The sequence below is a fragment of the Streptomyces sp. NPDC126497 genome, from assembly GCF_040302425.1.
Classification (GTDB): Bacteria; Actinomycetota; Actinomycetes; order Streptomycetales; family Streptomycetaceae; genus Streptomyces.
In genome coordinates, this window is sequence record NZ_JBEORT010000055.1 from 1 (window position 1) to 26,545 (window position 26,545).

Genomic DNA, 26,545 nt, shown 5'->3' on the forward strand with positions numbered 1-26,545 from the left:
TAAGGTGTAAACGCTGCCAGCCGATTTAGATGAGGCAATCAAGGTACTGTCATCTTGCTCTTCATAATTTGGGATAATGATTTCACGGTTTTCCATCCCCGCACATCCAGCGGGCCGTGACGACGCACCGGCCGCACGACCCGGCTCCGCGGCGCCCCGACCCCGCGGCACCGGCCGACGGTCCGGCCGTCCCGCGGGACACCGGCGCCGTCCGGCGCGTCCCCGTGGTCAGGCCCGCGCCGCCCCGCACGGCTCCCGGTACGGCGGTCGCCCCCGCCCCGGCGCGGTCCCTCCCCGTGACCGGCCTCCAGAGGGCGCCCCTGGCCCACGGCCCGTCCGCCACGACGGCGCCGGCGCCGGCGGGACCCGTCCCCGTGGTCCGCCCGAGGACCGTGACGCCGGGGCCGGGGACGGGCGGGGGAAACGGCCGCACGACGACCCCGGTCCAGCGCGACACCTCCCCCGCCGGTGACCTCGCCGTGGCCAAGGACGTACCGGTCAGGGCCGTACCGGCCAGGACGGGGCCGGACCGGGCCCGTTCGTCGTCGGTCTCCGCCGCCGGCGACCTCGCGGTGCCCCAGGGCTCCGCCGGGCGCGCGGACCGGTCGGCCGACTCCCCGCAGAACCCCGGCGCCGACCTGGACGACCTGGCGCGCCGCCTGCTCGACCCCGTGGCCCGCCTGCTGCGCACCGAACTGCGGCGCGGCCGGGAACGCACGGGTCGCCCCTACGACGGACGCCGCTGAGGGCACGGCACGGAACGGATGACGGACGGATGACGGACAACATCTTCGCGAGCAGCGTGTTCTTCCGGCTCACGATCGGCGGCAACGACCTGGGCGCCTTCAACACCTGCTCCGGCATGGGCGCCGAGGTGGAGATCGAGAGCTACGCGGAGGGCGGCAACAACGGTTTCGCCTGGCAGCTGCCCGGCCGCGTCACCTGGTCGAACATCACGCTCACCCGGCCGGTCACCGCCGACACGGCGAAGATCGGCCGCTGGCTGGACGAGACGCTGAAGCGGGTGGAGCCCAAGGACGGCGAGATCGTGGCGCTGAAGCCGAACCTCAGCCGGATCATCGGCTGGCAGGTGTTCGGGATCGTGCCGGTGCGCTGGCAGGGCCCGTCCTTCGACCCCAGCAACTCGCAGGCCGCGGTGGAGACCCTGGAGATCGCCCACGAGGGGCTGCGCCCCTCCTGACCCGCACCCGCCCACCGTCCCGCACCACCCGCACCCCGCCCCGGAAAGGAAGTCCCGGCGTGTCCACAGTGTTCCGCTCCAGTCGGGCCAGGGCCCAGTTGACGCTGAAGGAGCCCCCGGCCTCCGTCGGCGCGAAGCCGGGCGGGACGATCGCGCGGCTGGACCTCCAGTTCAACCCCAACAGCCTGGAGCTGCAGAAGACCACCGAGTGGCGGCGCACCCCGTCCCGGATGGCGGGGCAGTCGGCGCTGCCCGAGTTCGTCGGCAGCGGCCCGCGCACGCTGAGCCTGGAAGTGTTCCTGGACGCCACCGCCAAGCACGACAACTCCGTGGAGCAGGCGGTGGAGAAGCTGATGAAGGCGTGCGTGCCGACCCCGGTGAGCCTCGGCCGCAAGAAGCCGGCCAGTCCGTGGGTGCGGTTCGAGTGGGGCACCGCGCGGACCACCTCGTTCGACGGGGTCCTCTCCAGCCTGTCGGTGTCGTACACGCTGTTCGACGTGGACGGGAAGCCGCTGCGGGCCACCTGCCGGCTGTCGATCGAGGAGGCGAGCGTCGACCCGGCGGGGCAGAACCCGACCTCCGGCTCCCGCACCGCCCGCAGCACGCACACCGTCGTGGCGGGCGACAGCCTGGCCCTGCTGGCCTGGCGGGAGTACGGCGACGCGACGGCCTGGCGGGTCATCGCGGAGGCGAACGGGATCGACGACCCGATGGCCCTGGAGCCCGGCACCGAACTGGTGGTGCCGGGGCTGCGGGACGCGGACGCCGAGGGGGAGCGGTGAGCACCGCCGTGGAACAGGGCGGCCGGTCCTTCGCGGCGGACCCGATCGTGGAGACGCCCGCCGAGCTCCCGCAGGTCTGGGCCGCCCAGCTGGTGAGCTGCGTGGTGGACGAGAACGTGGGCCTGCCGGACGCGGCGGTGCTCACCTTCCGCGACCCCGACCACGAGTTCCTCCAGGAGACCGGCATCACCATCGGCACCCCGCTGAGGGTGTCGGTGGTGACCGTGTCCGGCCAGGCGCGCGAGCGGCTGTTCAACGGCGAGGTGACGGCCCTGGAACTGGACCGGGACCGCACCGGCTCGTTCACGGTGGTGCGCGCCTACTCCAAGGCGCACCGCCTCCAGCGCGGCCGGAAGGTGGTGGCGTACCGGAACATGACGGCGGCGGCCATCGTCCGCAAGGTGGCCGCCGGGGCGGGCCTGGCCTGCGGCACCGTGCAGGCCGCGCCGGTCACCTACAAGCAGCTGTCGCAGGCGAACGTCTCCGACTGGGACTTCCTCCAGTTCCTGGCCGCCGAGAGCGGCGCGCAGGTGCGCGTCGACGACCAGGGGCTGCTCCAGTTCACGAAGCCGGAGAAGGCGTCCGGCGCGCCCGCGCCGTCCACGTCCGCCACCCGGAACCCGATGGTGCTGGAGTACGGGCGGAACCTGCTGGCGCTGCGGGCCTCCCTGTCGGCCGCGGACGGGGCACAGCGGGTGGAGGTGCGCGGCTGGGACGTCACCACCAAGCGGCCGCTGGTGGCCGACCGCCCCTCGGTGGACAGCGACACGGTGCTGCCGGGGCTGAGCCCCGCGTTCGCCGCCCGGTTCGGCAGGTCGAAGCTGACGGTCACCGACACCCCGTACCGCACCCAGGCCGAGACCAGGGCGGTCGCCGACGCGGTGGCCGGCCAGGTGAGCGCCGGATTCGGCGAACTGGAGGCGCTGGTCGAGGGCAACCCGCGGCTGCGGGCGGGCAAGCCCGTGGCGCTCGGCAACGTCGGACAGGCCTTCACCGGCAAGTACACGGCGACGGCGGTCCAGCACGTCCTGGAACCGCACGGCGGATACCGTACGACGGTGTGGGTGAGCGCCAGCCCGGACCGCTCCCTGACCGGCCTGGTCACCGGAGCCAACGCGCCCTCCCGCGGCCCGCGCATCCCCGGGCTGGCGATCGGCGTGGTGACCGACGTGCGGGAGCCGGGCGGCGCCGAGAGCGGCGCCGTGAGACTGAGGTTCCCCTGGCTGGACGACACCTACGTCACCGACTGGGTGCGCACCGTGCAGTGGGGCGGCAGGGGCGGCGGGGGCGTGGTGAGCCCCGAGGTCAACGACGAGGTCCTGGTCGGCTTCGAACAGGGCCTGCTGGACAGCCCGTACGTCATCGGAGGGCTCTACAACGGCGTGGACGAGCCCTCGCCGCACGACGTGCCGCTGGTCGACGGCACCACCGGGAAGGTCAACCGCCGTTCCTTCGTGTCGCGTTCGGGGCACCGGGTGGAGCTGCTGGACGCGCGGGCGCCCGGTCGCTCGGGGGTGCGGCTGATGACCGCCGACGAGCACCTGGAGGTGTTCCTCGACGACCGCCGGGACCGGATCGAGCTGACGGTGTACTCCGGGAAGGGCCGGGCCCGGCAGCCCCTCAGCTCCGTCGTGCTCGACGAGCAGGGCATCACCCTGGACGCGGGGGAGGGCGACGTGAGCGTGTCGGGCCGGAACGTGGACATCCGGGGCCTGGCCGGCGTGAAGGTCGACGGCCGCGACGTGAACGTCACCGGCCGCTCGGGCGTCACCGTCGACGGCGGCCTGCTCGGCGTCCTGAAGGCCAAGATGATCCACATCAACTGACCCCCGCCCGCCGTCCCCCGACATCCTCCGAGGAGTACCGCATGCCAGCCGCAGCCCGTACCGGTGACCCCACCGACCACGGCGGCCGGATCACCACCCCGCCGCCCGCCGCCGCGCGGGCGGCGGCGACCGTCCTGATCGGCGGCCGCTCCGCCGCCGTCGTGGGCAGCCTGCACGTCTGCGCGATGCCCCAGCACGCGGCCATGGGCCCGGCCAACGTGATCGTGCCCGACCCGGCCGGGATCACCTCGGGACAGGTCCTCATCGGCGGGCTGCCGGCCGCGCGGGCACGCGACCGGACGGCGTGCGGCGCGAGGGTCCTGCCCGGCGCCATGAACGTCGTGATCGGCGGTGCGGTGTGAGCGAGCGGTTCGTCGGCCGCGGCTGGGGGTTCCCGCTGCGGGTCGGGCCCACCGGCGGGATCGCCCTGGTCGAACGGGAACGGGAGATCGAGGAGGCGATCCGTCTGGTGCTCGGCACCGCGCCCGGCGAGCGCCCCATGCGCCCGGAGTTCGGCTGCGGCATCCACGACCACGTCTTCGCCCCCGGCGACGGCGCCACCGCCGGGCGCATCGCGCAGCAGGTGCGCGAGGCCCTGGAGCGGTGGGAGCCGCGGATCACGGTGGACGACGTGGTGGTCGCCTTCGACGCGGTCGAGGACGGCACCCTCTACATCGACGTGCACTACACCCTGCGATCCACCAACGACCGGCGCAACCTGGTCTTTCCCTTCTACACGATCCCCTCCGAGGAGGGGGCCGAGGAAGCGGGCGCGGACTGATGGCCCTGCCCTCCCCGAACCTGGACGACCGGCGGTTCCAGCAACTCGTCGACGAGGCGAAGCGGTACGTGCGCCAGCGCGCCCCGGAATGGACCGACCACAACGTCTCCGACCCGGGCGTCACCCTGATCGAGACGTTCGCCTACCTCGTGGACCAGCTGCTGTACCGGCTGAACCGGGTCCCGGACAAGAACTACACCGCGTTCCTCGACCTGCTGGGCATCCGCCTGTTCCCGCCGACGGCGGCCCGTGCCGACGTCGACTTCTGGCTCTCGGCGCCGCAGGCCGACACGGTCGCGCTGCCCGCGGGCACCGAGGTGACCACCGCGGGCGGCGAGTCCGACGAGCCCGTGGTCTTCACCACCACCGGCGAACTGCGCATCCTGCCCAGCGAGCTGACCCGCCTGGTCACCGCGCCGAGGACCGGCGAGCAGAGCGACCGGACCGGCATGCTCGCCGACGGCCTCGACATCCCCTGCTTCCAGACCACGCCGGAGCCCGGCGACGCGCTGCTGTTCGGCCTGCCGACGGCGGTGCCGCGCTGCATCGTCGCGGTGCGCCTGGACAGCCGCGTCGAGGGCATCGGCGTGGACCCGCGCCAGCCCCCGCTGGTGTGGGAGGCCTGGGACGGCGGCGGCTGGCGGCCGTGCGAGACCGGCGCCGACACCACCGGCGGCCTGAACCGGCCCGGCGAGGTCATCGTGCACGTGCCGGCCGGACACACGGCGTCGGTGATCGGCGGCACCCGGGCCGGCTGGCTGCGCTGCCGGGTCACCGAGGCGGAGCCGGGCCAGCCGTTCTACTCGGAGTCCCCGACGGTGCGCGAGGCGGCGGTGTTCACCGTCGGCGGCACCATGGCCGTCGAGCACGCCGAGACCGTGACCGACGTGCCGCTCGGCACCTCGGAGGGGGTCGCCGGGCAGACCTTCCGGCTCGGCCGCCCGCCGGTCCTCCTGGACGCCGGGCCGCCCGTGGTGGAGGTGTCCTCCGACGAGGGCTGGCAGCGCTGGGAGGTGGTGGAGCACTTCGGCCGCTCCGGACCCGCCGACCGGCACGTCCGGGTGGACGCCACCACCGGCGAGTTCCTCTTCCCCCCGGCGCTGCGCGAACCCGACGGCACGCTGCGGCAGTGCGGCGCGGTGCCGCCCAAGGGCGCCCGGATCCGGGTGGCCCGCTACCGCACCGGCGGCGGCCCCGCGGGCAACGTGGCCCGCGGCGCGATCTCCGTGCTGCTCAGCTCCGTGCCGTACGTCGCCCGGGTCGTCAACCGGGAGGCGGCGCGCGGAGGCGTGGCCGGCGAGACCGTCGAGAACGCCAGGCTGCGCGCGCCGGAGGCGCTCCGCATGCAGGACCGCGCGGTGACCGCCGAGGACTACGAGGCCATCAGCCGCCGGGCCGCGCCCTCGGTGCGCCGGGTGCGCTGTCTGCCGGCCGCGGACGCGCCCGGCGCGGTACGGGTCCTGGTGGTGCCGGACGCGGTGGCCGACGAGGGCGACGACCGGCTGCGCTTCGAGCAGCTGATCCCCTCGGACCAGGTGCTCGCGGCGATCACCGCGAGCCTCGACGAACGGCGGCTGATCGGCACCCGGCTCGTGGTGGAGCCGCCGGTCTACCAGGGCGTCACGGTGGTGGCCCGGCTCTCGGCGGCCCCCGGCGACACCGACCGGGTCCGCGCCGCCGCGCTCGACGCGCTCTTCGGCCACCTCAACCCGCTCGTCGGCGGCCCGGACGGCACCGGATGGCCCTTCGGGCGGCCCGTCCAGTACGGCGAGGTCTTCGGCGTCCTGCAACGCGCCACCGGCAACGCCCTGGTCGAGGAGGTCCGGCTGTTCCCCGCCGACCCCGTCACCGGCCGCCGCGGCGCCCCCACGGACCGCATCGACCTGTCCGCGGGCGCGCTGGTCTTCTCCCACCAGCACCAGGTGGTCGTGACGGCGGCCGGGGCGGAGGGCCGGGGATGAGCCGCGCCGCGATACCCGGTCTGCCGAGCAGGCACCCGATCGGCGGGCAACTGCCCGCGCTGTACGCCGACGACGACTTCGCGCAGCGTTTCACCGCCGGGCTCGACACCGTCCTCGCGCCGGTGTTCTCGACCCTCGACAACCTGCCCGCCTACCTCGACCCCCGGGTGACGCCGGTCGACTTCCTGGCCTGGCTGGCGTCCTGGGTGGGCGCCTCGGACGACTCGCGGTGGCCGGTGGAACGGCGCCGTGAGGCCGTGGTCCGCGCGGTGCACCTGCACCGGTGGCGCGGCACCCGGCGCGGGCTGGTGGAGGCCCTGGGGCTCGCACTCGGCGCGCGCGCCGAGGTGACCGGCGACGGCGGCGCGGTGTGGTCGGACACCGCCGGCTCCGCTCTGCCGCCGGAGCCGCCCGCCGAGGTGCTGGTCCGGGTCTGGCCGGCCGGCGGGACACCGGTGGACGCGGACAGGGCCCACGAGATCGTCCGGGCCATGTGCCCGGTGCACACGGCGTTCCGGGTGGAGGTCCTGTCCGGCCCACCCGCCGAGGAAGGGAACTGACGCATGCGTGCGTGTCCCGCGTGCGGGGCGTCCAACGACCCCGCGGACGACTTCTGCGGCAACTGCGGCACCTACCTGGGCTGGTCGGACGCCCCGCCCGCGGCGGACCGCGCCACGACCCCGACGGCCCCGGCGCCTCCGGCGGCCGCGGAACCGACGGGCCCTCCGGCCGGCCCGGCGCCCGTGGAGTCCCAGGCCGGCCCGGCGCCCGGGGTGGGCCCGGACCGTCCGGCCGCCCCGGACCGTCCGGCCGCTCGTCCGGCCGCTCGTCCGGCCGCCGCGGAGCCCGAGGCGGACCCGGTCCCCACCGGCCTCTCGGCGGCCGCCCCGGCCCTCCCGGACGTCACCTCCCCGGAGGCGTCCGCGGCCGACCTCTCGGAGGGCGGCCCCCTGTCGGCCGCGCGTGCCCTCGGGGCGTCGCTGCGTTCCCGGCTCACGGGCCGTGCGCTCGACGAGGCGGGCATCCCGGACGTCCCGGACGTCCCGGACGTCCCGGCCGCGCCTGCGGACCTCCTGGCCGCGGCCACCGCGGACTCCCGCGCCGACGACGACGGGCCCGGCGCCGACGACGGACCAGGCACCGGCGACAGGCCCGGCACCGAGCAGGGATCCGGCACCGCCGAGGGTCACGGCGCCGCCCCCGCCCACCCGGTGACCACAAGCCCTCCGCCCCCCGCCGCGCCCGGCGCCTCCCGCACGGGCTCCCCGGATCCCGTGCGCGAAGAGGAGGCCGGGGCCCCCTCTCCGGAGGCCCCCGCGGCAGCCGCTCCCACCGTTTCCCCGACGGCTCCCCGGCCCCCCACCGCCCCGTCCTCCCCGGTCGCCCCCCGCCCCCCGGCCGCGCCGCACCCCGACTCCGACCCCGTGCTCCCCGTCCTCCCGGCGAAGCCGGTGGCCCCCCGGCCCGTCGTACGGCCCGTGGTGGTGGAGGAGGGCGGCGTGGTGGGGCGGACGTGCCCCGCCTGCGGTACGCCCAACCGGCCCGAGCGCCGGTTCTGCCGGCGTTGCGCGGCGGAGCTGAGGCCCGCCGAGAAGCCCGCCCCGCTGCCGTGGTGGCGGACGGTGTGGCCGTTCCGGCGCCGGAGGCGTACCGGCTCGGGCGCGGCGTTCCGGTTCCTCGTGATCCTGGCCGTGGTGCTGGCGCTGTGCGCGGCCGGTCTCCTGCTGCTGCCCGCCGGACGGGCCCTGTTCGAGGACACCCGGGACAAACTGGGCAAGGCCACCCCCGTGACCCCGGTGGACGTCGAGGCGAGCGGCGCGGTGCCCGGACATCCGGCCGAGGACACCACGGACGGGCTGAACAACCGCTACTGGGGCGCGCCCGGACCGGGCGCCTCGGTGACCTACACCTTCCGCGAGCCGTTCCGCCTGGTCGACCTGATCATCACCAACGGGGCGTCCAGGTCCCCCGAGGAGTACGCCCGCCAGGCGCGCGCGCTCCGGGTGGACCTGGAGGCGACGGCGGAGGACGGCACGAAGCACCGCCAGAAGATCACCCTCGGCGACAAGCCGGGCCCGCAGACGATCCCCACCGGCATCAGCGACGTGAAGACGGTGCGGCTGGTGCTGCGTTCACCCGCCGGGCTGGCCCCGGGGCGTCACCTGGCCCTGGCGGAGGTGGAGTTCTTCCGGCGGAGCTGACGGCGCGCCGCCCCGCCGCCGCGGGCGGTCCCCCGGAGGCGGTCCGCGGCGGGCCGGGGCCCCACTCCCCCTCCCCGTCCGGGGGAGGCGCCAAGGCAACGGCCGGGGCCGCCACCCCCCACAGGAGAGGCCCCGGCCGTCGCGCGCCACGGGCCGCGCGGCGGCCCGTACTCCCTACAGCGCCACGCGTGCGCTTTCTGTCACACCCTCCTGTGTCACGGGTCAGTTGCATCTTGGACGGACATGGACGGGAAGGGGATTCAAGCCGTAACGTGCCTTTCGCGCCAGGCCGTGGCGGACACATGACCACGAACCACCCGCGGCCTCGAGACCGCAACCGACAACTGAGCAACCACGACGGCGAACAACCCGGTCCGCGAGAGCGGTGCCGGTTCAGGCGCAGAAGGGCGCGCGCGTGCTGGGGGACGACGCGGAGCTGACCGCCGCGGTGCGTGCGGCACGGGACGGGGACGAGACCGCGTTCCGGGCCGTGTACCGCGCGGTGCACCCGCGGCTGCTGGGATACGTACGGACACTGGTCGGCGAGCCCGACGCCGAGGACGTGGCGTCCGAGGCCTGGCTGCAGATAGCCCGTGACCTGGAACGCTTCACCGGCGACGCGGACCGGTTCCGCGGCTGGGCCGCCCGTATCGCCCGCAACCGCGCGCTGGACCACATACGGATGCGCGGACGCCGTCCCGCGATCGGCGGCGACGAGACCGAACTGACCGGGCGGGCCGCCGAGTCGGACACCGCCGGCGAGGCCATGGAGGCACTGGCCACCGACCGTGCGCTCTCCCTGATATCCCGGCTGCCGCAGGACCAGGCCGAGGCCGTCGTCCTGCGGGTGGTCGTGGGCCTCGACGCCAAGTCCGCCGCCGAGACGCTGGGCAAGCGGCCGGGCGCCGTGCGGACGGCCGCGCACCGGGGCCTGAAGCGCCTGGCCGAGCTGCTCGGCGCCGACCCGGAAGCCCATCCGGAACCCGCCGGGGTGCTCGACGCCCTTCCTCCCCAGAGACAACCCCGCCGTCGTACGGTGACGTCCGCGAGTGTGACGCAGATGCGAACGCGGACGCAGAAGGACATGTGATGGCCGACGAGCAGTACAGGTGGCTCAACCGCGGGGAGGCGGAGCGTTTACTGAACGGAGAGCCTCCGGAAACTGCCGATCCCGTCGCCCGTGACCAGGCCCGACGGCTCGCCGGAACACTGGGTGCGCTCTCCTCGCCACCTCCGTCGGACGGCGGGGAACTTCCCGGAGAGGCGGCCGCCCTGGCCGCCTTTCGCACGGCGCGCGAAGAACGGGAGGGGCGGACCGGGACGGCCGGCGGTGCGGACCACCCCGGCGGAACGGCCCCCTCCGGGATCGGGCCGATCCGTATCGGCGCCCCGCGCGGTGATCGTTCCGGAACCGCCGGCGGAACCCGGCGAGGACGTTCCGCGTACCTCGGGCTGGCCGCCGCGATGGTCGTCGGCGTGGCCGGGGGCGCCGCGGTGCTGGCCGGGACCGGGCTCCCGGCCACCCCGTCCGACCCCGCCGCCTCCGTCACGGCCACCGGCACCCGTCCCGGGCACCCCCTGGTGTCGCCTCCGCCGGAGGACGGCGCACCGGACGGGGCCGCTCCCGGGGGCCGGCGCTCCGGGAGCACCGCCGGTACGGCCGAGGACGGCGCGGGGGACGCCGACGGGTCCCGTGCGCCGGGGGAGCCCGGCGCGGACACCGGTGACGGCGCGGTCCGTTCCGGGCGCGGCTGGAAGCAGACCGCCGCGGCCTGCCGCGCGTGGCGCGACGGCGAGGCGCTGAACGGCGCACGCGCACGGCTCCTCGAGGACGCCGCGGGCTCCCCCTCCCGCGTCGGCCCGTACTGCGAGGGCGTGCTGTCCCCGTCGGGCACGTCCGGTGCGCCGAGCGCGTCCGGCGGCGCGTCCGGCGCGGGAGGGGGAGCCCACCGGGGCGACGGGAACGGGAAGGCCGACGGCGGGAACAAGGGGCAGGGGCAGGGGCAGGGGCAGGGCAACGGCACCGGCCGAGGCGAGGGCGACGGCGCGAACAAGGGTGAGGGCGACGGCGCCGACAACGGCAAGGGCAACGGCGCCGACAACGGCAAGGGCCGTGCCGGGAGCCACGGCAAGGGCGGCGGGAAGAACCGGTGACACCGCCTCCGACCTGCCCTTTCGTTGACCGCTGAAGTTCTTTCTCGGCAGGTGTGACACTTTCGGCGCTCGTGACGCAGTAAGGAGTGAGCCGACTGGTCATCGGCTGTCGCACGGAGCCGGGGTTCCCCCCGTACCCACGGCACGTGCATCCGGCGCGGGCGGGACACGTTCCCCCGGTCCCGCCCGCGCCCCGTCTCACTCGTGCACGACGACCTTGTCGCCCTCGCGCACCTGCCCGTACAGCCGGGCGATCGCCGCCTCGTCCCGTACGTTGACGCAGCCGTGCGAGGCGCCGGCGTACCCCCGTGCGGCGAAGTCGGCCGAGAAGTGCACGGCCTGGCCGCCGCTGAAGAACATGGCGTACGGCATGGGCGAGTCGTAGAGCGTGGACACGTGGTGCCGGGACTTCCAGTAGACGTGGAAGACACCCTCGCGGGTCGGCGTGTACGCGGAGCCGAAGCGGACCGGCGTCGTCGACACCGTCCGCCCGTCGATCATCCAGCGCAGGGTGCGGCTCGACTTGCTGATGCACAGCACGCGGCCGGTCCGGCACCGCGGGTCGGGCGCGTCGGCCGGCTGGCCGCCCATCAGATACAGCTCCCACTTCCCCGGTTCGCGCGTCATGGCGAGCAGCCGCCGCCAGGTGACGGAGTCGGTCACCCCGGTCCTCGGCAGTCCGCGCTTGCCCTGGAAGCCCCGGACCGCCTTCACCGTCGGCTCGTCGTACGTCCCCGTGGGGCCGTGGAAGATCCAGGCGACCTGCCGCAGCCGGGCCTGGAGTTCCCGTACGTCGCGCCCGGAGTCACCGGGGGACCACAGCACGCGCGGCGCCGGGGCGCCGGGGCGGACGGACCCCCCGCCGTCGTCCGGAGCCCGTGACGCAGGATCCGACTCCGGCGCCGGCGCGGAGGACGTCCGGCCCGGCACCTCGATGCGCACCGGCGCCCCGCCCTCCCCGGCGGGCCGCACCGTGCAGCCCGCCGCCCCCGCGGTCAGGGCGGCCAGCGCCGCGAGACCCGCGATCCCCTTCCTCACCGTGCCCCTGCTCCGCACCCCGGCCCCTCCCCGTCGTCCCGGCGGCCGCGCCCGGCCGTCACCCGAGAATGTTCCCCGGACGTGACCGCCGGCGAACAAGGGGGCATGGTGGTGGATGACCGGAAGACGACCGCCGAGGTGGTGCTGTGAGCGGGCTCCCACCGAGGCTGTGAGGAAGGTCCCAGCGTGCGCCCCTCCACCGGATCGCACGCGCACCGCTACAGTCCGTCGAAGGGTCGGCCTGTACCGACGGGTAACCGACGGGTACCGGGCGGGCGAGTCGAGCAGAGCAGAGCAGAGCCGCTCAGCGGGAGGCATCACACCATGGCGCGCGAGTCGGGCAGTGCCCGGTCCACCGAGAGTGGACTGCCCATCGAACCGGTCTACGGGCCGGAGTCCCTCGAGGGCTGGGACCCGGCCGGGAAACTGGGCGAGCCGGGGGCGTACCCCTTCACGCGGGGCGTGTACCCGACCATGTACACCGGACGGCCCTGGACGATGCGCCAGTACGCCGGCTTCGGCACGGCGACGGAGTCCAACGCCCGCTACAAACAGCTGATCGCCAACGGCACGATGGGCCTGTCGGTCGCCTTCGACCTGCCCACCCAGATGGGCCACGACTCCGACGCCCCGATCGCGCACGGCGAGGTCGGCAAGGTGGGCGTCGCCATCGACTCGATCGACGACATGCGGGTGCTGTTCGGCGGGATCCCGCTGGACAAGGTCTCCACGTCGATGACGATCAACGCCCCCGCCGCCCTGCTGCTCCTGCTCTACCAACTGGTCGCCGAGGAACAGGGCGTGAGCGCCGACCAGCTCACCGGCACGATCCAGAACGACGTGCTGAAGGAGTACATCGCGCGGGGCACGTACATCTTCCCGCCCAAGCCCTCGCTGCGGCTGATCGCCGACATCTTCAAGTACTGCAGGGCCGAGATCCCCCGGTGGAACACGATCTCGATCTCCGGCTACCACATGGCCGAGGCGGGCGCCTCGCCCGCCCAGGAGATCGCCTTCACCCTCGCGGACGGCATCGAGTACGTGCGCACGGCGGTCGCGGCCGGCATGGACGTCGACGACTTCGCCCCGCGCCTGTCGTTCTTCTTCGTGGCCCGCACCACGATCCTGGAGGAGGTCGCCAAGTTCCGCGCGGCCCGCAGGATCTGGGCACGGGTGATGAAGGAGGAGTTCGGCGCGAAGAACCCCAAGTCGCTGATGCTGCGCTTCCACACGCAGACGGCCGGGGTGCAGCTGACGGCCCAGCAGCCCGAGGTGAACCTGGTGCGCGTCGCCGTCCAGGGCCTGGGCGCGGTGCTCGGCGGCACCCAGTCGCTGCACACCAACTCCTTCGACGAGGCGATCGCGCTGCCGACCGACAAGTCCGCCCGCCTCGCCCTGCGCACCCAGCAGGTCCTCGCCTACGAGACGGACGTGACGGCGACCGTCGACCCGTTCGCCGGCTCCTACGTCATCGAGAGGATGACCGACGACGTCGAGGCGGCGGCGCTGGAGCTGATGCGGAAGGTCGAGGACCTCGGCGGCGCGGTCAACGCCATCGAGCACGGCTTCCAGAAGAACGAGATCGAGCGCTCCGCCTACCGCATCGCCCAGGAGACCGACTCCGGCGAGCGCGTCGTGGTCGGCGTCAACCGCTTCCAGCTCGACGAGGAGGAGCCCTACGAGCCGCTCCGCGTCGACCCCGCCATCGAGGCCCAGCAGGCCGAACGCCTGGCGAAGCTCCGCGCGGAACGCGACCAGCGGGCGGTGGACGCGGCCCTGGCGGCCCTGAAGAAGGCCGCCGGGGGCGAGGACAACGTCCTCTACCCGATGAAGGACGCCCTGAAGGCCCGCGCCACGGTGGGCGAGGTCTGCAACGCGCTGCGCGAGGTCTGGGGCACATACGTGCCCTCGGATGCCTTCTGACCCGGCCGGTTGCTCCGTATGAGTGATCACGGACGGAAGCCGTTCGTCATGGTCGTCGAGATCGCGTCGTCCAACTGGTCCGACGATCTCGGTCCCGAGGCGGAGTGCTGCGCCCAGGCCGGCATCCCGCCCTACCTGATCGCGGACCGCGAACACGATGAGGTCCTGCTCCACACCGAGCCGGACGGCGGCACGTGCCCCGACCCCCAGCGCTTCAAGGGGGGTCGGGACGTGATCGTGCCGGATCCGGCCGGCGTGCGGGTCGAGATCTCGGCGGACACCCTTCTCGACGGCTGAAACACCGGAGCGGGATGCCGCACCCCCGTGCGACACTCCGCTCCATGTTCGGCGTCATCGACCTCCCCACCTACCTGGCGGGACTGATCCTCATCGTCCTGCTGCCCGGTCCCAACTCCCTCTACGTCCTCTCCGTCGCCGCCCGCCGCGGTGTGCGCGCCGGGTACACGGCCGCCGCCGGCGTCTGGTGCGGGGACGCCGTGCTGATGACACTCTCGGCCGCCGGGGTCGCCTCCCTGCTCCAGGCCAACGCCGTGCTCTTCGGCATCGTGAAGTACGCGGGCGCCGGATACCTGACCTGGCTGGCCGTCGGGATGCTGCGGGCCGCGTGGGGGATGTGGCGGACGCGGCGGGACGGGAAAGCGGCCGAGGCCCCGGCCGCGTCCGCGTCCGGTGAGCGCCCGTTCCGCCGGGCCCTGGTCGTCAGTCTGCTCAACCCCAAGGCGATCCTGTTCTTCATCGCCTTCTTCGTGCAGTTCGTCGACCCGGCCTACGCCCACCCGGCGCTCTCCTTCGTCGTCCTCGGCGCCTTCGCCCAGGTCGCCAGCGTGCTCTACCTCAGCGCGCTGATCTTCGGCGGCACCCGGCTCGCCGCCGCCTTCCGCCGCCGCAGGCGCCTGTCGGCGGGAGTGACCTCGGCGGCCGGCGCCCTGTTCCTGGGCTTCGCGGCGAAGCTGTCGCTGGCGAGCGCGTAGGGGTCAGCGCCCGCCGAACCGGGCCGGGTACTCCGGGAGTCCGGCCGGCGTGTCCCAGGACCGGCCCACGTAACCGTCCGGGCGGACGAGGAACAGCCCCGCCCCGTGCGTCCGGTGCGCGGGGCCGTGCACCGGGCGCCGTGCGGGTCTCCGCGGTGGGCGAGGACCCGGGGTGGCCCGGCCCCGCCGGGTCTCGCCCCGGTGGGCGCCGGTGGGCGCCGGTGGGCGCCGGTGGGCAACTCCAGCATCCGCGCGGCGATCGGACGGCGCTCCTCCTCACAGGTGTCCGGCGGCGGCTCCTCCGCCCGTCGTCCAGCCGCCGGCCCAGGCCGTGGGCGTCCTGGACGCCGGCCGAGGAGTGCACGTGGGCGGCGACGACCTGCCGCACCCCTTCCGGGGGAGGGGTCCACCTCCTCCCCCCCTCGCGGCCCGGGCCGGGCGGGGGATCTTCGAGGACCACGACCGGCACGTCGAGGGGCCCCGCCCCGCTGATCGCGGGGATCGGGGCCCGGCACGGGACGTCCTGAGGTCAGGAGGCGCGCAGGAACGCCGACAGCGCCGCCCTGCCGAGGCAGGTGAAGCGGGTGTCGCCCGCCAGGTGCTTGTCCAGCGCCTCCTCGACGCCGGGCCACTTGGGGTCGCCGAAGTCGTCCAGGACGACGATCGCGCCCGGCGCGGCGATCTCCTCCGCCCACGCCAGGTCCTCGGCGACGCCCTCGGCCGAGTGGTCGCCGTCGATGACGATCACCCCGTAGGCGCGGTCCGAGACGGCCGCGCGGATCGCGGGGTCCGAAGAGAAGCCCCGCAGGATCCGGGCGGCCGCGCCCGCCGGACCGGCCAGGGCGAGGTTGGCGCGCACGGCGTGCTCGTCGACCGGGGTGCCGGAGGGGTCGGCGCGCCGCGGGGCGCCCGGCTGGAGCTGCACTCCGGCGAACGGGTCGACGATCGTCACGCCCGGCCTGCGGCCGTCGCGCTCCATCATCCGGATCAGCCCGGCGGAGAACATGCCGTACAGGGTGCCGATCTCCAGGATCTCGTCGTTCGGCGGGTCGAGCAGCGGGATCGTGCCGAGCTTGCCGCAGATGTTCATGGTGCCGCCCGCGATCCGGCCGGACCCGAGCGACTCCAGCGCGACCAGCAGCCGGTACGCGGTGGCCACGTTGCGGACGGCGGCGTCCCGGTCCCCGGCCAGCTCCGCCACCTCGGAGTGCAGCCGGTTCAGCGGACCGGGGCTCACGATCCGGGACAGCCCGCGGCCGGACGGACCGAGCAGCAGGTCGAGGGTGAGCTGTTGGCGCTTCACCGTCTCGGCCGCCTCCCGGAGCTCCGCTCTGCCCGCCGCGTCGGCGGCGGCGGCCGCGCGCAGCCGCCGGTCGATGCGCCGGTCGATGAGGTCGGCGACCGGACGCAGCAGACGACGGGAAGCGGAGCTGGTGAGCAGGGCGCGGCTGTTCATGAACCGGGACCTCGATCCGTCGGGAGCGGGGGAGGGGAGTGGTGCGGTTCGCGGTGGGGGACAGGCTAGGCGCGCGGCCGTGGTGGGCAGGGGGCGCGGAGCCGAGCGGCGTGCGAACACGTGGCGAACTCCGCGTGGGGTCCACGGGGTGCGGCGCCGTCCGGGTCAGCCGAGCAGCCGCCGCAGGTTCAGCCTCCCCCACAGCAGGCTGGTGGCGAACGACAGCGCCATGACCGCGGCGACCAGGCCGACCAGCAGCAGCCCCGCCACCGGCCCGCTCAGGTCCGGCGACACCAGCGGGGTGACGATCTCCTCGACGAACAGCACGTGCACCATGTACGCGCCGAGCGCGGCGTCGGCCAGCCTCCGCAGCAGCGGCCTGAACCTCTCGGGCACCCGGACCCTGCTGATCAGCAGCAGCACGCAGATGCTCATCGCGGCGACGAAGAGGTGCGCGTTGGGCAGTACGTAGTGGACCTGCGTGTTGTACCAGAGGGCCCCCGCCACGGTGAGCGGCAGCGCCGCGTACAGCGGCCACCGCGTGCGCACGACCCCGGCCGGGAGGGCGAACAGCAGCGCACCGCCGACCGCGTACACCAGGGAGTAGGTGCCGAATCCCCAGGCCACCGGGGCCATCTCGCGACCGGTGACCTCGGCGGTCGTGGTCAGCACACTGGGCAGGACCGCGATGCCGAGCAGGGCCGCCCCGAGTCCGTAGGGCCGCTTCCCCGCCTTGATCAGCATCGCGAAGGCGAGCAGCATGATGATCGGGATGTAGGTGTACATGAACCACAGGTGGTAGGCGGGCTGCACGGAGCCGAAGAGGGAGTGCTCCGCCAGCTCGGCCATCGGGCGGTCGTTGCGGTTCCGCAGCCAGGCCCAGACCAGGTAGACCGCCGTCCACGCGAAGAGCGGGACGGTGTTGCGGACGACGCGCTGCCACATGCGGGCGCCGTCCCGCGGGGGAGCCCCGACCAGGACGGCCCAGCCGGCTATGGCGAAGTACAGGGGGACGGCGAAGGGGTTGACCGCCTCGGCGATGTGGCCGGCCCAGTACGTACCGGCGCCGTTCTCCGGGTCGTTGCCGGTGGAGCGGATGAACTGGGCGCCCACGTGGCCCAGCATGATGGTGGCGGAACAGATGAGCCGCATCAGGTCGATGTCGAAGCGGTGCTCCCGCGCGGGGGCGGGGATCTGTTCGGTGGCGGGGGCGCCCTGTTGCTGCGGCAGGCGTACGGCGATGTCGTTCGGCACCGCGCAACTGTCGGACGGTGGGATGTACGGGAGTTGACGGGCGGGTGGCACCGCCGTGGCCGGTGCGTCTCGGTTGGCCGCGGGACGGGTGGGGCGGAGGGTGCCGCGCGGCCGGGCGGCACCCGGAAGCGCCGGGCCGGGCGGCCGGTGCGCCCGCCCGCGGCGGTCCGCCGCTCACCCCCTGCGTGCGCCGCGGCGGATCCTCCTGCCGACCATGCGCTTGGCCCGGGCCGCCCGGATCCTCGCGCGGGTGCGGGGGGTGCTGCCGGGCAGGGACAGTTCGGCCAGGCGCAGTTCGGGGAAGTAGTGGTCCGGCGTACTGGACAGGCGGGCGCGCAGCCAGTCGGCCGTCGGCTCGCGCAGGGCCGGGTACGCCTTGGGCTGCATGCAGAAGCCGATCGCCCGCACCAGCGGCGACAACGTCTCCGGCGCCGCGCCGACGACCGCCGGGGCCTCCCCCCGCTCCAGGTCGGGCACCAGGTGGTCGACCAGGGCCAGCGGGACGCGGTTGCTGTTCGGGTAGGGCTTCAGGCGCCGCATCACCAGCTCGGTCCCGACCCGGGCGACCGGCACGCCGTAGTAGGCGGAGGCGGTCACCATCGCCGTCGAGAAGCAGCCGACGACGAGTTCGGGCCGGCAGTGGTGGTACAGCGTCTCGGCCAGCAGCGGGGCGTCCAGCACGGTGAGCCGCACGCCCGCGTCCGCCGCCGCCTTGCTCAGCGCCGCCGAGTAGCCGGCGGGGGCCGTCGGATGCGGCTTGAAGACGAGGGACCGGTGCCCGGCCCGCACGGCCCCGGTGAGCATGCGGACGTGCAGCTCCTCCTCCTCCCGGTCGCTCAGGACGTTGATCGCCGCCAGGTACTGGCCGAGCAGCACGGCCGTCGGCGTCTCCTCCAGCACCGGCGCCAGCCGCGGGTCGCCCGCCGCCTCCGCGGAGATCCCGTCGAGCACGCCGCGGAACGCCTCGTCCGGGACGATCTCGGGCTCGACGCCGTACTCGGACAGCAGCAGCGGCTTCAGGCCGGGGATCAGGTCGAGGTGCAGCAGCCGCCGGATGCGGCGCGCGAGGGTCAGCGGCAGCTTCTCCCGGGTCGGGCCGTAGCTCATCAGACCGTCGGCGTACACGTCGACGACGGCCTCGGAGAAGATCGCCGCCAGCGCGCGGGCCGGGTTGACCTGGATCGACTCGACGGCGAGCTCGATCCGGTCCTCCTCGTCGATGCCCCACTGCAGGCGGAACGCCCGCTGCCACAGGGCCGTGTCGTTGCCGCGCGGCCCCCAGGCGCTCGGGTGGTACGGGCTGATCGTCTCGTTCCAGCTGATCACCGAGTCGAACCGGCCGGCCGTCGGCCCGTAGCCGTGCATCTCGTCCAGTCGCAGCGCCGTCTCGGGGACCGCGGCGTTGTTGGAGACCAGCAGGATGCGCCGCGCCCCGTCACGCGGGCCGTACCGGCCGGCGTCCAGCGCCGCGGCGAGGGTGGCCGCTCCGTAGAGGGTCGAGACCTGGAATATCTGGGTCGTCCGGGACATGGGTCAGGCAGCCTTCCGCCCGTCGCGCAGGCGGCTGAGCAACCTGCTCCGTGTGCTGTCGATGGTCCTGAGGGTCTCCTCCAGCGCCTCTTCGGGCATCCGCTGGAGCGCGGCCCTCGTCTCGCGCCGCAGCCGCTGGGCCGCCGCGGCCTCGTACTCGTCCGCCTTGCCGATGTGGAACGCGATCATGGCGCAGTAGGTGCGCACGGCCTTGAGGAGGAAACGGTCGGCCTCCGGGTCCTGCCGCACGTCCCGCAGCAGCGCGTCGTAGGCGGGGATGAAGTCCAGCTGACGGTCGTCCTTGACCTGGGTGAGCGAGGACGCCACGCCCCGCCGGTAGAACACCCCGTGCAGTCCCAGGGACGCGTACGTCCGGGCCGTCAGGTGCAGCCGCCAGATCCACAACCGGTCCTCGGCCGTGCGGAGTTCCGTCGCGAAGCGCATGCCGCCGTCGGCGAAGAGGTGCCGGCGGTAGATCCCCGCCCAGACGAAGGGGTAGTCGACCATCGTCTCCGTGTCGGCGGGCGCGATCCCGTCGCGCGGGTCCATCACGGCGTTGCGCACGGCGGCCGGGGGCCGCCGGATCACCCGCTCGGTGCCGGTCACCCGGACGTGGTCGGTGCGGGCGAAGTCGCAGCCCAGCTCCTCCATGGCCCGCACCATTCCGGCGAGGTGGCGCGGCCCGTACCAGTCGTCGCCGTCGAGGAAGGTGATCAGCTCGCCGTCGGCCGCGTCGATACCGCTGTTGCGGGCCTGGGCGATGCCCAGGTTCGTCTCGTGCCGGATCACCCGCGCGCCCGGGAGCCTCTCCGCCCAGCGGTCGATCACCCAGGGCGTGGCGTCCGTGGAGCAGTCGTCGACGAGCAGGAACTCGAAGTCCGGGTGCGCGTTGGCGGCGAGGCTGCGCAGGGTGCTCTCGGCGAAGGCCTCCACATTGTGCATCGGGACGACGACGGACAGTTTCGGCACGTGGTTCTCTCTTTCGGGACGCGGGCTTTCGGGACTCGAGGCGGCGATCGGTGCGAGGCCCGCCCCCACCGGGGCACGGCTCACGGATCCCGTCGTTCGTCATGTCGTACAGCCGCTCCACGGGCAGCGTGCCGCCGTGCTCCCGGCGGGCAGCGGGCCGGAGGTCCCCGGCCGCTCGACGCGCCGCTCGCGGACGCCGTGCGGCTCCCGCCCGGCGGCCTCCTCCTGCCGTGCCGCGAGCCGTCCCGCCAGGGGGTTCGTCATGCCTCCACCGTCCTCCGGTCGGAGGCCGAATGTGCCTCAGCGCGGCGGGCCGGCGGTGGCCTCCGGATGGACGAGGGGTGAACAGTCGGCCTCCAACGCCCGACTTCGGCCCCGCCCGGCCGCCCCGCCCGGTCCCCTCAGCGCCGCACGGCCGTCCTCAGTGCCCGTGCCCGCCGGACCACCCGGCGTGCGGTGGTGCTGCGGGGCAGGAACGCCAGCCGCTTCGGGATGCCGCCGGGGAGCCCCAGCGCGGTGAGCCGCTTGCGCCGGAACCAGAGCCGGGCGCGCGGGCCGAAGTGCCGGGCGAGGTAGCGCTCGGCGGCCGGGCGCAGGGACGGGTGGAGCCGCGGCTGCATGGTGAAGCCGAGCGCGGTGACCAGGCCGTCCAGTTCACCGGCGGCGACGGCCTCCTCACCGCCGGGCTCCAGGGCGGGCAGCAGCGCGTCGGCCAGTACGGCCGGGACGCGTTCGCCGTTCTGGTAGGGCGTCAGCCGTCGCAGGACCCGTTCGGTGCCGGTGCGGGCGACCGGCAGGCCGTAGAGCGCGGACGCCGTGAACAGCGCGGTCGAGAAGCAGCCGACGACCAGCGCGGGCCGGGACCTCTCGAACAGCGCCTCGGCGAGGACGGGGGAGTCGAGCACGGTGAGGTCCACCCCGAGCCGCTCCGCCTCGGCGGCCGGGGCGCGGCCGTGGCGGAGCGGCGCGAGGGGGTGCGGCTTGAACACGACGGTGCGGTGGCCGCGTTCGACCGCCCCCCGCAGCATCCGCAGGTGCAGGTCGTCCTCCTCCTCGGGGGAGAGGACGCCGAGCGCCGACAGGCACTGGCCGATCAGCAGCGCCGAGCCGTCCGGCAGCGCGGGCGACCCGCCCGCCGCGTCCGCCACCTCACCGACCGCCCGCCGGAAGGCATCCGCCGGCACCACCCGCGCCGGCACGCCGAACTCGGTCAGCAGCATCGGCGTGAGGCCCGGCACCAGGTCCAGGTGGAGCGACTGCCGCACCCGCGTGCCCACCAGCGGGTCGAGCCTGGCGCGGGTGGGGCCGTAACTCATCAGCCCGTCGGCGTAGACGTGGACCGGGGCCCCGGTGAACACCCGGGCCACCGTGAGGGCCGGGGGCACCGGCAGGGACTCCACGACCAGTTCCACGCGGTCGTCGCCGAGCCCCCACAGCCGCCGCAGGTGCCGCTCCAGGAGCGGGACGTCGTCGGCGCGCGGCGTCCAGGCCGCCGGGTGGAAGGGGGCGATGGCCTCGTTCCAGGAGAGCACGTCGTCGAAGCGGTCGCGCAGCGGCGCGAAGCCGGGCATCCCCTCCAGCGCCGGCGCGCCCTCCGGGACCGCGGCGTCGTTGCACACCAGCAGCGTCCGCCGCTCCGCCGCCGGGAAGCAGCCGGACTCGATCGCGGCCGCCAGCGTGGCCAGGCCGTACAGCGACGAGGCGCAGAAGATCTGGGTGGTACGGGGCATCACGCGGCTCCCTTCCCCGTGCCGGCCCGGCGCCGCAGCCGCCGCAGCCGGGCGGAACGGCCCACGTCCATCGTCTCCAGCACCTCCGCGAGCAGGTCCTGCGGCAGCCGGCCGAGCGCCGCCGCGCACATCGCCCGCAGCCGCCCGGCCACGGCCGGTTCGAACGCGTCCTCCTCGGCCAGGTGGTGGGCCATGATCGCGCAGTACTGCCGCACCGCCTTGGGCAGCAGCCGGCCGGCGTCCCGGTCCGCCGCCGTCTCCGCGACGATCTGGTCGAAGGCGTGGATGAAGTCCAGCCGGCGGGCGTCGCCGATCCGGGTGAGGGAGGAGGCGACCCCGCGCCGGTAGAACACGCCCGGTGGACCGACCACCGCGAACGACTCCGCCTCCCGGTGCAGCCGCCAGGCCCACGGCCGGTCCTCGGCCGTGCGCAGCCCCTCGGTGAAGTGCAGCAGCCCCCGCTCCAGCAGCCGCCGGTGGTAGGCGCCGGCCCAGACGTACACGTAGTCCACCGCGGTCGTCCGGTCCGCGGGCAGGATCGCGTCCCGCGGGTCCAGCACCTCGTCGCGCAGACCGACCGGGACCCGCTGCACGGACCGGGCCCGGCCGGTCACCCGTACGTGGTCGGTGCGGACGAAGTCGCAGCCCAGCCCCTCGACGGCCGCCACCAGCCCCGGCAGGTACCCCGGCGCGAGCCAGTCGTCGCCGTCCAGGAAGGCCAGGTACTCGCCCCGTGCCGCGTCCAGCCCGGTGTTGCGCGCGGAGGCGATCCCGCGGTTCCTGTCATGACGGACGAGGCGGACCTGCGCGACGTCCGAGAGCTCCTCGGCCGCGCGCTCGAGGATCGCCGGGGTCCCGTCCTCGGAATGGTCGTCGACCAGGATGAACTCGAAATCCGGCCGGGCGTTCGCGCGGAGACTGCGCACGGTGTCCGGGGCGTACGGCCGGACATTGCAGAACGGGACGATCACGGAGAGCTTCGGCACCCGGGGAACACTAGGAGGCCGCCCGGCCGGGAGGCTTTCCGATGGCCGTCCGGGCGGTGAACTCCCCGCGTCCGTACGGTGTACCGCGCCTACGCACCGCTTTCCCGCGGGCCGGTTCGGCTCCCGGTGGGGCGTTGTTAACTCTTCGTTGAGGCACGGTTGGCCCCTGCCTAGAATTCGCTTCCTAGCGTCTTCGGCGTGCCAGCAAGTGCAACGAAGCCCCTCAGGGTCGCGGTTCTCGCGGATTCCGACACCCGGTGGAAATGGGGCGCGCTCACCGCGAACCGCATCGCGCCGTCGGAACCCGGGAAGCCGGGGGCCGCGGCCGGCCGGGGCATCCGCCTGGACGGATACCTGCTGCGGGGCCGCGCCACCCCCACCGCCCGCCAGCTCGGCGAGGTCGGCGTCCGGGCGGACTCGCTCCGCGAGGTCACCGCCGTCGAGTTCCTGCGCGCGATGCGCGAGGAGCCGTACGACCTCCTCGTGCTCGCCCTGGTCGGCGGCGGTGTGCAGGCGATGCTGCACGGACTGGGACGGGTCTGGGAGGACCGGCCGCGCCGGCCCGTCGTCGTCACCGGATACGTCGGCGTCGTCTACGAGAAGCTCGCCGACGGCCTGCTGCTGCGCCACGGCGCCGACCTGGTGCTCGCCAACTCCCGCCAGGACGCGGACCGGTTCCGCGCCGTGTACGAGGGCGTGGGCGCCGACGCCTCGTCGGTGACCGAGGTCGCGCTGCCGTTCCTCGGCGGCGACGCCTACACCGGCGGACAGCGGCCCTACACCGTGGTGTTCGCCGCCCAGCCGTCCGTCCCGGACGGCCGCCGGGACCGCACGTACCTGCTGGACCGGCTGGTGCGGCACGCCCGTCGGCACCCCGAGCGCGAGGTGCTGCTGAAGCTGCGCTCCAAGCCCGGTGAGCACACCACGCACATCGAGGAACTGCCCTACCAGAAGCTCGTCCAGCGGCTGGATCCGCCGGCCAACTTCCGCCTGGTCTACGGGAACATGGGCGAGGTCCTCGACCGGACCGACCTGCTGGTCACCGTCAGCTCCACGGCCGCCCTGGAGTCGCTGCACCGCCGCATCCCCACCGTGGTCCTCACCGACCTCGGCATCCGGGAGTCCCTCGGCAACCACCACTTCGTCGGCTCCGGCTGCCTCGCCTCCTGGGACCAGCTCGACGCCGGGCACCGGCCGGTGCCCGACGCGGAGTGGGTGGCCCGGCAGGGGGTCGCGGCGGAGGGCTCGTACGGGACGGCCTTCGACACCGCCCGCGACCGCATCGCCGAACTGCTCGGCCGTCCCGGCGGCCTCCCCCCGCTGACCCCGTACTACACGCCCGTCACCGCGCCCGGCTACCTGCCCGGCATCCTCGCCCGCCACCACCTCGGCCCGGACGGCGCCCCGCTGCCCGGCGCGCCCGCAGCCGACCGGGAGCCCGGAGCGGTCCGGCAGATCGTGCGCCGGGCGGCGCGCGGCGCCTACCGGCACGGCGTGCAGCGCGTGGCCCCGGTGATCCGCCGGATGGGCGAGCTGTGACCGCCCCGACCCCCGCTCGAGGAGCTGATCCCATGTCCCACCCGCCGACGGTGCGCCGCGTGCTCGCCGTGATCCCCGCGCGCGGCGGCTCCAAGGGCGTCCCCGCGAAGAACCTCGCCCCCGTCGGCGGCGTCCCGCTGGTGGCGCGCGCCGTGCGCGAGTGCCGGGCCGCGCGGTACGTCACGGACGTCGTCGTCTCCACCGACGACCGGGCCATCGCGGCCGCCGCCCGGCAGGCCGGCGCCGAGGTCGTGCTGCGGCCCGCCGCCATCGCCGGCGACACCGCCACCTCCGAGGCCGCCGTCCTGCACGCCATGGACGCCCACGAGGCCCTGCACGGCGCCCCCGTGGACGTCGTCCTGCTCGTCCAGTGCACCAGCCCCTTCCTGCTCCGCGAGGACGTCGACGCGGTGGCCGCCGCGGTCGTCGACGGGGGTGCGGACACGGCCGTGACCGTCGCCCCGTTCCACGGCTTCGTCTGGCGCGACGCCGACGACGGGGAGACCGGCGGCGGGTACGGCGTCAACCACGACAAGTCCTTCCGCCCCCGCCGCCAGGACCGCCCCCAGGACCTCCTGGAGACCGGCGCCGCCTACGCCATGGACGCCGCCGGATTCCGCGAGCACGGGCACCGCTTCTTCGGCCGCACCGAACTCGTGCGCACCGACCCGGCCCGGGTGCTGGAGATCGACGACCCGCACGACCTCGCCCGGGCCCGCGCCCTCGCCCCGCTCCTCGACGCGGACCGGCCCGGCGCCCTCCCGACCGCCGACGACGTCGACGCGGTCGTCCTCGACTTCGACGGCACCCAGACCGACGACCGGGTGCTGATCGACTCCGACGGACGGGAGTTCGTCTCCGTGCACCGCGGGGACGGACTCGGCATCGCGGCCCTGCGCCGCAGCGGCCTCAAGCTGCTCGTCCTGTCCACGGAACAGAACCCGGTCGTCGCCGCCCGCGCACGCAAGCTCAGGCTCCCCGTGCTGCACGGCATCGACCGCAAGGACCTCGCCCTCAAAGAGTGGTGCGAGGAACAGGGCATCGCGCCGGAGCGCGTGCTCTACGTCGGCAACGACGTCAACGACCTCCCGTGCTTCGCCCTCGTCGGCTGGCCCGTGGCGGTCGCGAGCGCCCACGACGTCGTACGCGGCGCCGCACGCGCGGTCACCACCCTTCCCGGCGGTGACGGCGCGATCCGAGAGATCGCCGGCTGGCTCCTCGGTCCCTCCCTCGATTCCCTCCCCGAGTAAGGAAACCCGGTCATGAGCACCAACTCCCGCATCCGCGCCCTCGGCTCCCGCGAGGCCGGCCCCGGCCGCCCCGTGTACGTCACCGGCGAGATCGGCATCAACCACAACGGTGACATCGAGAACGCCTTCAAGCTGATCGACGCCGCCGCCGAGGCCGGCTGCGACGCGGTCAAGTTCCAGAAGCGCACCCCCGAGATCTGCACCCCGCGCGACCAGTGGGACATCGAGCGCGACACCCCCTGGGGCCGGATGACGTACATCGACTACCGCCACCGCGTGGAGTTCGGCGAGGAGGAGTACCGCCAGATCGACGCCTACTGCAGGAAGAAGGGCATCGACTGGTTCGCCTCCCCGTGGGACACCGAGGCCGTCGCCTTCCTGGAGAAGTTCGACGTCCCCGCCCACAAGGTGGCCTCCGCCTCCCTCACCGACGACGAGCTGCTGCGCGCCCTGCGCGCCACCGGCCGCACGGTCATCCTCTCCACCGGCATGTCCACCCCGAAGCAGATCCGCCACGCGGTCGAGGTCCTGGGCAGCGACAACATCCTGCTCTGCCACGCCACCTCCACCTACCCGGCGAAGGCCGAGGAGCTGAACCTGCGGGTCATCAACACCCTCCAGCAGGAGTACCCGAACGTCCCGATCGGCTACTCCGGCCACGAGACCGGCCTGCAGACCACCCTCGCCGCCGTCGCCCTCGGCGCCGTCTTCGTCGAGCGCCACATCACCCTCGACCGCGCCATGTGGGGCTCCGACCAGGCCGCCTCCGTCGAGCCGCAGGGCCTGGCCCGCCTGGTCCGCGACATCCGCACCATCGAGGCCTCCCTCGGCGACGGCGTCAAGAAGGTCTACGACTCCGAGCTCGGCCCGATGAAGAAGCTGCGCCGCGTCACCGGCGTGGTCGCCGAGGCGGAGATCGCCACGGCCGCCGGCGAGCCCGTGACCGTCTGAGCCCCGCACCCCCTCCCACCC

25 protein-coding genes are annotated in these 26,545 nt (G+C 74.4%); 17 read left to right on the top strand and 8 right to left on the bottom strand.

Features of this window, described 5'->3' with window-relative positions:
- The first annotated feature begins 116 nt into the window (after nt 1-116).
- From ABTY20_RS22010 to ABTY20_RS22060, 11 genes are all read left to right on the top strand, one after another.
- The gene (locus ABTY20_RS22010; RefSeq protein WP_351998712.1) at nt 117-746 is read left to right on the top strand and encodes a hypothetical protein; all 630 of its coding nucleotides are present in this window, start codon (nt 117-119) and stop codon (nt 744-746) included.
- Nucleotides 747-775: 29 nt separating this feature from the next.
- Nucleotides 776-1,201 (top strand): phage tail protein, encoded by a 426-nt coding sequence (locus tag ABTY20_RS22015; RefSeq protein WP_351998713.1) that lies wholly within the window; start codon nt 776-778, stop codon nt 1,199-1,201.
- 59 nt (nt 1,202-1,260) lie between these two features.
- Nucleotides 1,261-1,983: a CIS tube protein gene (locus tag ABTY20_RS22020; RefSeq protein WP_351998714.1), complete on the top strand. Its 723-nt coding sequence runs from the start codon at nt 1,261-1,263 to the stop codon at nt 1,981-1,983.
- On the top strand, nt 1,980-3,809 hold the full coding sequence (locus ABTY20_RS22025) for a VgrG-related protein (RefSeq protein ID WP_351998715.1): 1,830 nt from the start codon (nt 1,980-1,982) through the stop codon (nt 3,807-3,809). Before ABTY20_RS22020 ends, ABTY20_RS22025 begins: the two co-directional genes overlap by 4 nt.
- Nucleotides 3,810-3,850: 41 nt before the next feature.
- Nucleotides 3,851-4,171: a PAAR domain-containing protein gene (locus tag ABTY20_RS22030; protein ID WP_351998716.1), complete on the top strand. Its 321-nt coding sequence runs from the start codon at nt 3,851-3,853 to the stop codon at nt 4,169-4,171.
- Nucleotides 4,168-4,590 (top strand): GPW/gp25 family protein, encoded by a 423-nt coding sequence (locus ABTY20_RS22035; protein WP_351998717.1) that lies wholly within the window; start codon nt 4,168-4,170, stop codon nt 4,588-4,590. The genes ABTY20_RS22030 and ABTY20_RS22035 overlap by 4 nt, the downstream gene beginning before the upstream one ends.
- The gene (locus tag ABTY20_RS22040) at nt 4,590-6,551 is read left to right on the top strand and encodes a putative baseplate assembly protein (protein ID WP_351998718.1); all 1,962 of its coding nucleotides are present in this window, start codon (nt 4,590-4,592) and stop codon (nt 6,549-6,551) included. The genes ABTY20_RS22035 and ABTY20_RS22040 overlap by 1 nt, the downstream gene beginning before the upstream one ends.
- Nucleotides 6,548-7,111 carry a phage tail protein gene (locus ABTY20_RS22045; RefSeq protein WP_351998719.1) on the top strand — a complete coding sequence of 188 codons (564 nt, stop codon included), beginning with the start codon at nt 6,548-6,550 and terminating at the stop codon, nt 7,109-7,111. The genes ABTY20_RS22040 and ABTY20_RS22045 overlap by 4 nt, the downstream gene beginning before the upstream one ends.
- A gap of 3 nt (nt 7,112-7,114) precedes the next feature.
- Nucleotides 7,115-8,752, top strand: a complete 1,638-nt coding sequence (locus tag ABTY20_RS22050) for an NADase-type glycan-binding domain-containing protein (RefSeq protein ID WP_351998720.1) — start codon at nt 7,115-7,117, stop codon at nt 8,750-8,752.
- A 415-nt stretch (nt 8,753-9,167) separates the two neighbouring features.
- Nucleotides 9,168-9,842 (top strand): RNA polymerase sigma factor, encoded by a 675-nt coding sequence (locus ABTY20_RS22055; protein ID WP_351998721.1) that lies wholly within the window; start codon nt 9,168-9,170, stop codon nt 9,840-9,842.
- 386 nt (nt 9,843-10,228) lie between these two features.
- Nucleotides 10,229-10,906 (top strand): hypothetical protein, encoded by a 678-nt coding sequence (locus ABTY20_RS22060; protein WP_351998722.1) that lies wholly within the window; start codon nt 10,229-10,231, stop codon nt 10,904-10,906.
- A gap of 198 nt (nt 10,907-11,104) precedes the next feature.
- Here ABTY20_RS22060 and ABTY20_RS22065 read toward each other — a convergent pair whose 3' ends face one another.
- Entirely contained in the window at nt 11,105-11,944 is an 840-nt protein-coding gene (locus ABTY20_RS22065) for a L,D-transpeptidase family protein (RefSeq protein WP_351998723.1), read from the bottom strand.
- Nucleotides 11,945-12,268: 324 nt separating this feature from the next.
- On the opposite strand from ABTY20_RS22065, the gene ABTY20_RS22070 reads away from it, so the two are divergent.
- From ABTY20_RS22070 to leuE, 3 genes are read left to right on the top strand one after another with little or no spacing between them, the layout of a single operon-like run.
- Nucleotides 12,269-13,867: an acyl-CoA mutase large subunit family protein gene (locus tag ABTY20_RS22070; RefSeq protein WP_351998724.1), complete on the top strand. Its 1,599-nt coding sequence runs from the start codon at nt 12,269-12,271 to the stop codon at nt 13,865-13,867.
- Nucleotides 13,868-13,885: 18 nt separating this feature from the next.
- Nucleotides 13,886-14,164 (top strand): Uma2 family endonuclease, encoded by a 279-nt coding sequence (locus tag ABTY20_RS22075; RefSeq protein WP_351998725.1) that lies wholly within the window; start codon nt 13,886-13,888, stop codon nt 14,162-14,164.
- Nucleotides 14,165-14,208: 44 nt separating this feature from the next.
- A complete protein-coding gene (gene leuE / locus ABTY20_RS22080) occupies nt 14,209-14,859 on the top strand; it encodes a leucine efflux protein LeuE (protein ID WP_351998726.1) in 651 nt (216 codons plus the stop codon).
- A gap of 529 nt (nt 14,860-15,388) precedes the next feature.
- On the opposite strand, the gene ABTY20_RS22085 is transcribed toward leuE, so the two are convergent.
- The 7 genes from ABTY20_RS22085 to ABTY20_RS22115 form a co-directional block, all read right to left on the bottom strand.
- Nucleotides 15,389-16,315 (bottom strand): class I SAM-dependent methyltransferase, encoded by a 927-nt coding sequence (locus ABTY20_RS22085; RefSeq protein WP_351998727.1) that lies wholly within the window; start codon nt 16,313-16,315, stop codon nt 15,389-15,391.
- A gap of 165 nt (nt 16,316-16,480) precedes the next feature.
- Nucleotides 16,481-17,569, bottom strand: coding sequence for an acyltransferase (locus ABTY20_RS22090; protein ID WP_351998728.1), 1,089 nt, complete (start codon nt 17,567-17,569; stop codon nt 16,481-16,483).
- A 174-nt stretch (nt 17,570-17,743) separates the two neighbouring features.
- Nucleotides 17,744-19,099 carry a polysialyltransferase family glycosyltransferase gene (locus ABTY20_RS22095; protein ID WP_351998729.1) on the bottom strand — a complete coding sequence of 452 codons (1,356 nt, stop codon included), beginning with the start codon at nt 19,097-19,099 and terminating at the stop codon, nt 17,744-17,746.
- 3 nt (nt 19,100-19,102) lie between these two features.
- Nucleotides 19,103-20,116: a glycosyltransferase family 2 protein gene (locus tag ABTY20_RS22100; RefSeq protein WP_502991859.1), complete on the bottom strand. Its 1,014-nt coding sequence runs from the start codon at nt 20,114-20,116 to the stop codon at nt 19,103-19,105.
- Nucleotides 20,117-20,167: 51 nt separating this feature from the next.
- The gene (locus tag ABTY20_RS22105) at nt 20,168-20,332 is read right to left on the bottom strand and encodes a hypothetical protein (RefSeq protein WP_351998731.1); all 165 of its coding nucleotides are present in this window, start codon (nt 20,330-20,332) and stop codon (nt 20,168-20,170) included.
- A 137-nt stretch (nt 20,333-20,469) separates the two neighbouring features.
- Entirely contained in the window at nt 20,470-21,798 is a 1,329-nt protein-coding gene (locus tag ABTY20_RS22110) for a polysialyltransferase family glycosyltransferase (protein ID WP_351998732.1), read from the bottom strand.
- Nucleotides 21,798-22,784: a glycosyltransferase family 2 protein gene (locus tag ABTY20_RS22115; protein WP_351998733.1), complete on the bottom strand. Its 987-nt coding sequence runs from the start codon at nt 22,782-22,784 to the stop codon at nt 21,798-21,800. The genes ABTY20_RS22110 and ABTY20_RS22115 overlap by 1 nt, the downstream gene beginning before the upstream one ends.
- Before the next feature lie 198 nt (nt 22,785-22,982).
- Between ABTY20_RS22115 and ABTY20_RS22120 the strand changes: the two genes are divergently transcribed.
- From ABTY20_RS22120 to ABTY20_RS22130, 3 genes are read left to right on the top strand one after another with little or no spacing between them, the layout of a single operon-like run.
- Complete coding sequence (locus tag ABTY20_RS22120) at nt 22,983-24,323, top strand: DUF6716 putative glycosyltransferase (protein ID WP_351998734.1); 1,341 nt, start codon at nt 22,983-22,985, stop codon at nt 24,321-24,323.
- A gap of 32 nt (nt 24,324-24,355) precedes the next feature.
- On the top strand, nt 24,356-25,573 hold the full coding sequence (locus tag ABTY20_RS22125; RefSeq protein ID WP_351998735.1) for a cytidylyltransferase domain-containing protein: 1,218 nt from the start codon (nt 24,356-24,358) through the stop codon (nt 25,571-25,573).
- A gap of 12 nt (nt 25,574-25,585) precedes the next feature.
- Nucleotides 25,586-26,524: an N-acetylneuraminate synthase family protein gene (locus ABTY20_RS22130; protein WP_351998736.1), complete on the top strand. Its 939-nt coding sequence runs from the start codon at nt 25,586-25,588 to the stop codon at nt 26,522-26,524.
- Nucleotides 26,525-26,545 lie beyond the last annotated feature (21 nt).

Coding starts and splice junctions, on each gene's coding strand:
- ABTY20_RS22015 (WP_351998713.1), top strand. CDS start 776: ATGACGGACAACATCTTCGCGAGCAGCGTGTTCTTCCGGCTCACGATC.
- ABTY20_RS22030 (WP_351998716.1), top strand. CDS start 3,851: ATGCCAGCCGCAGCCCGTACCGGTGACCCCACCGACCACGGCGGCCGG.
- ABTY20_RS22040 (WP_351998718.1), top strand. CDS start 4,590: ATGGCCCTGCCCTCCCCGAACCTGGACGACCGGCGGTTCCAGCAACTC.
- ABTY20_RS22045 (WP_351998719.1), top strand. CDS start 6,548: ATGAGCCGCGCCGCGATACCCGGTCTGCCGAGCAGGCACCCGATCGGC.
- ABTY20_RS22050 (WP_351998720.1), top strand. CDS start 7,115: ATGCGTGCGTGTCCCGCGTGCGGGGCGTCCAACGACCCCGCGGACGAC.
- ABTY20_RS22070 (WP_351998724.1), top strand. CDS start 12,269: ATGGCGCGCGAGTCGGGCAGTGCCCGGTCCACCGAGAGTGGACTGCCC.
- ABTY20_RS22075 (WP_351998725.1), top strand. CDS start 13,886: ATGAGTGATCACGGACGGAAGCCGTTCGTCATGGTCGTCGAGATCGCG.
- leuE (WP_351998726.1), top strand. CDS start 14,209: ATGTTCGGCGTCATCGACCTCCCCACCTACCTGGCGGGACTGATCCTC.
- ABTY20_RS22085 (WP_351998727.1), bottom strand. CDS start 16,315: ATGAACAGCCGCGCCCTGCTCACCAGCTCCGCTTCCCGTCGTCTGCTG.
- ABTY20_RS22095 (WP_351998729.1), bottom strand. CDS start 19,099: ATGTCCCGGACGACCCAGATATTCCAGGTCTCGACCCTCTACGGAGCG.
- ABTY20_RS22105 (WP_351998731.1), bottom strand. CDS start 20,332: ATGACGAACCCCCTGGCGGGACGGCTCGCGGCACGGCAGGAGGAGGCC.
- ABTY20_RS22110 (WP_351998732.1), bottom strand. CDS start 21,798: ATGCCCCGTACCACCCAGATCTTCTGCGCCTCGTCGCTGTACGGCCTG.
- ABTY20_RS22125 (WP_351998735.1), top strand. CDS start 24,356: ATGTCCCACCCGCCGACGGTGCGCCGCGTGCTCGCCGTGATCCCCGCG.
- ABTY20_RS22130 (WP_351998736.1), top strand. CDS start 25,586: ATGAGCACCAACTCCCGCATCCGCGCCCTCGGCTCCCGCGAGGCCGGC.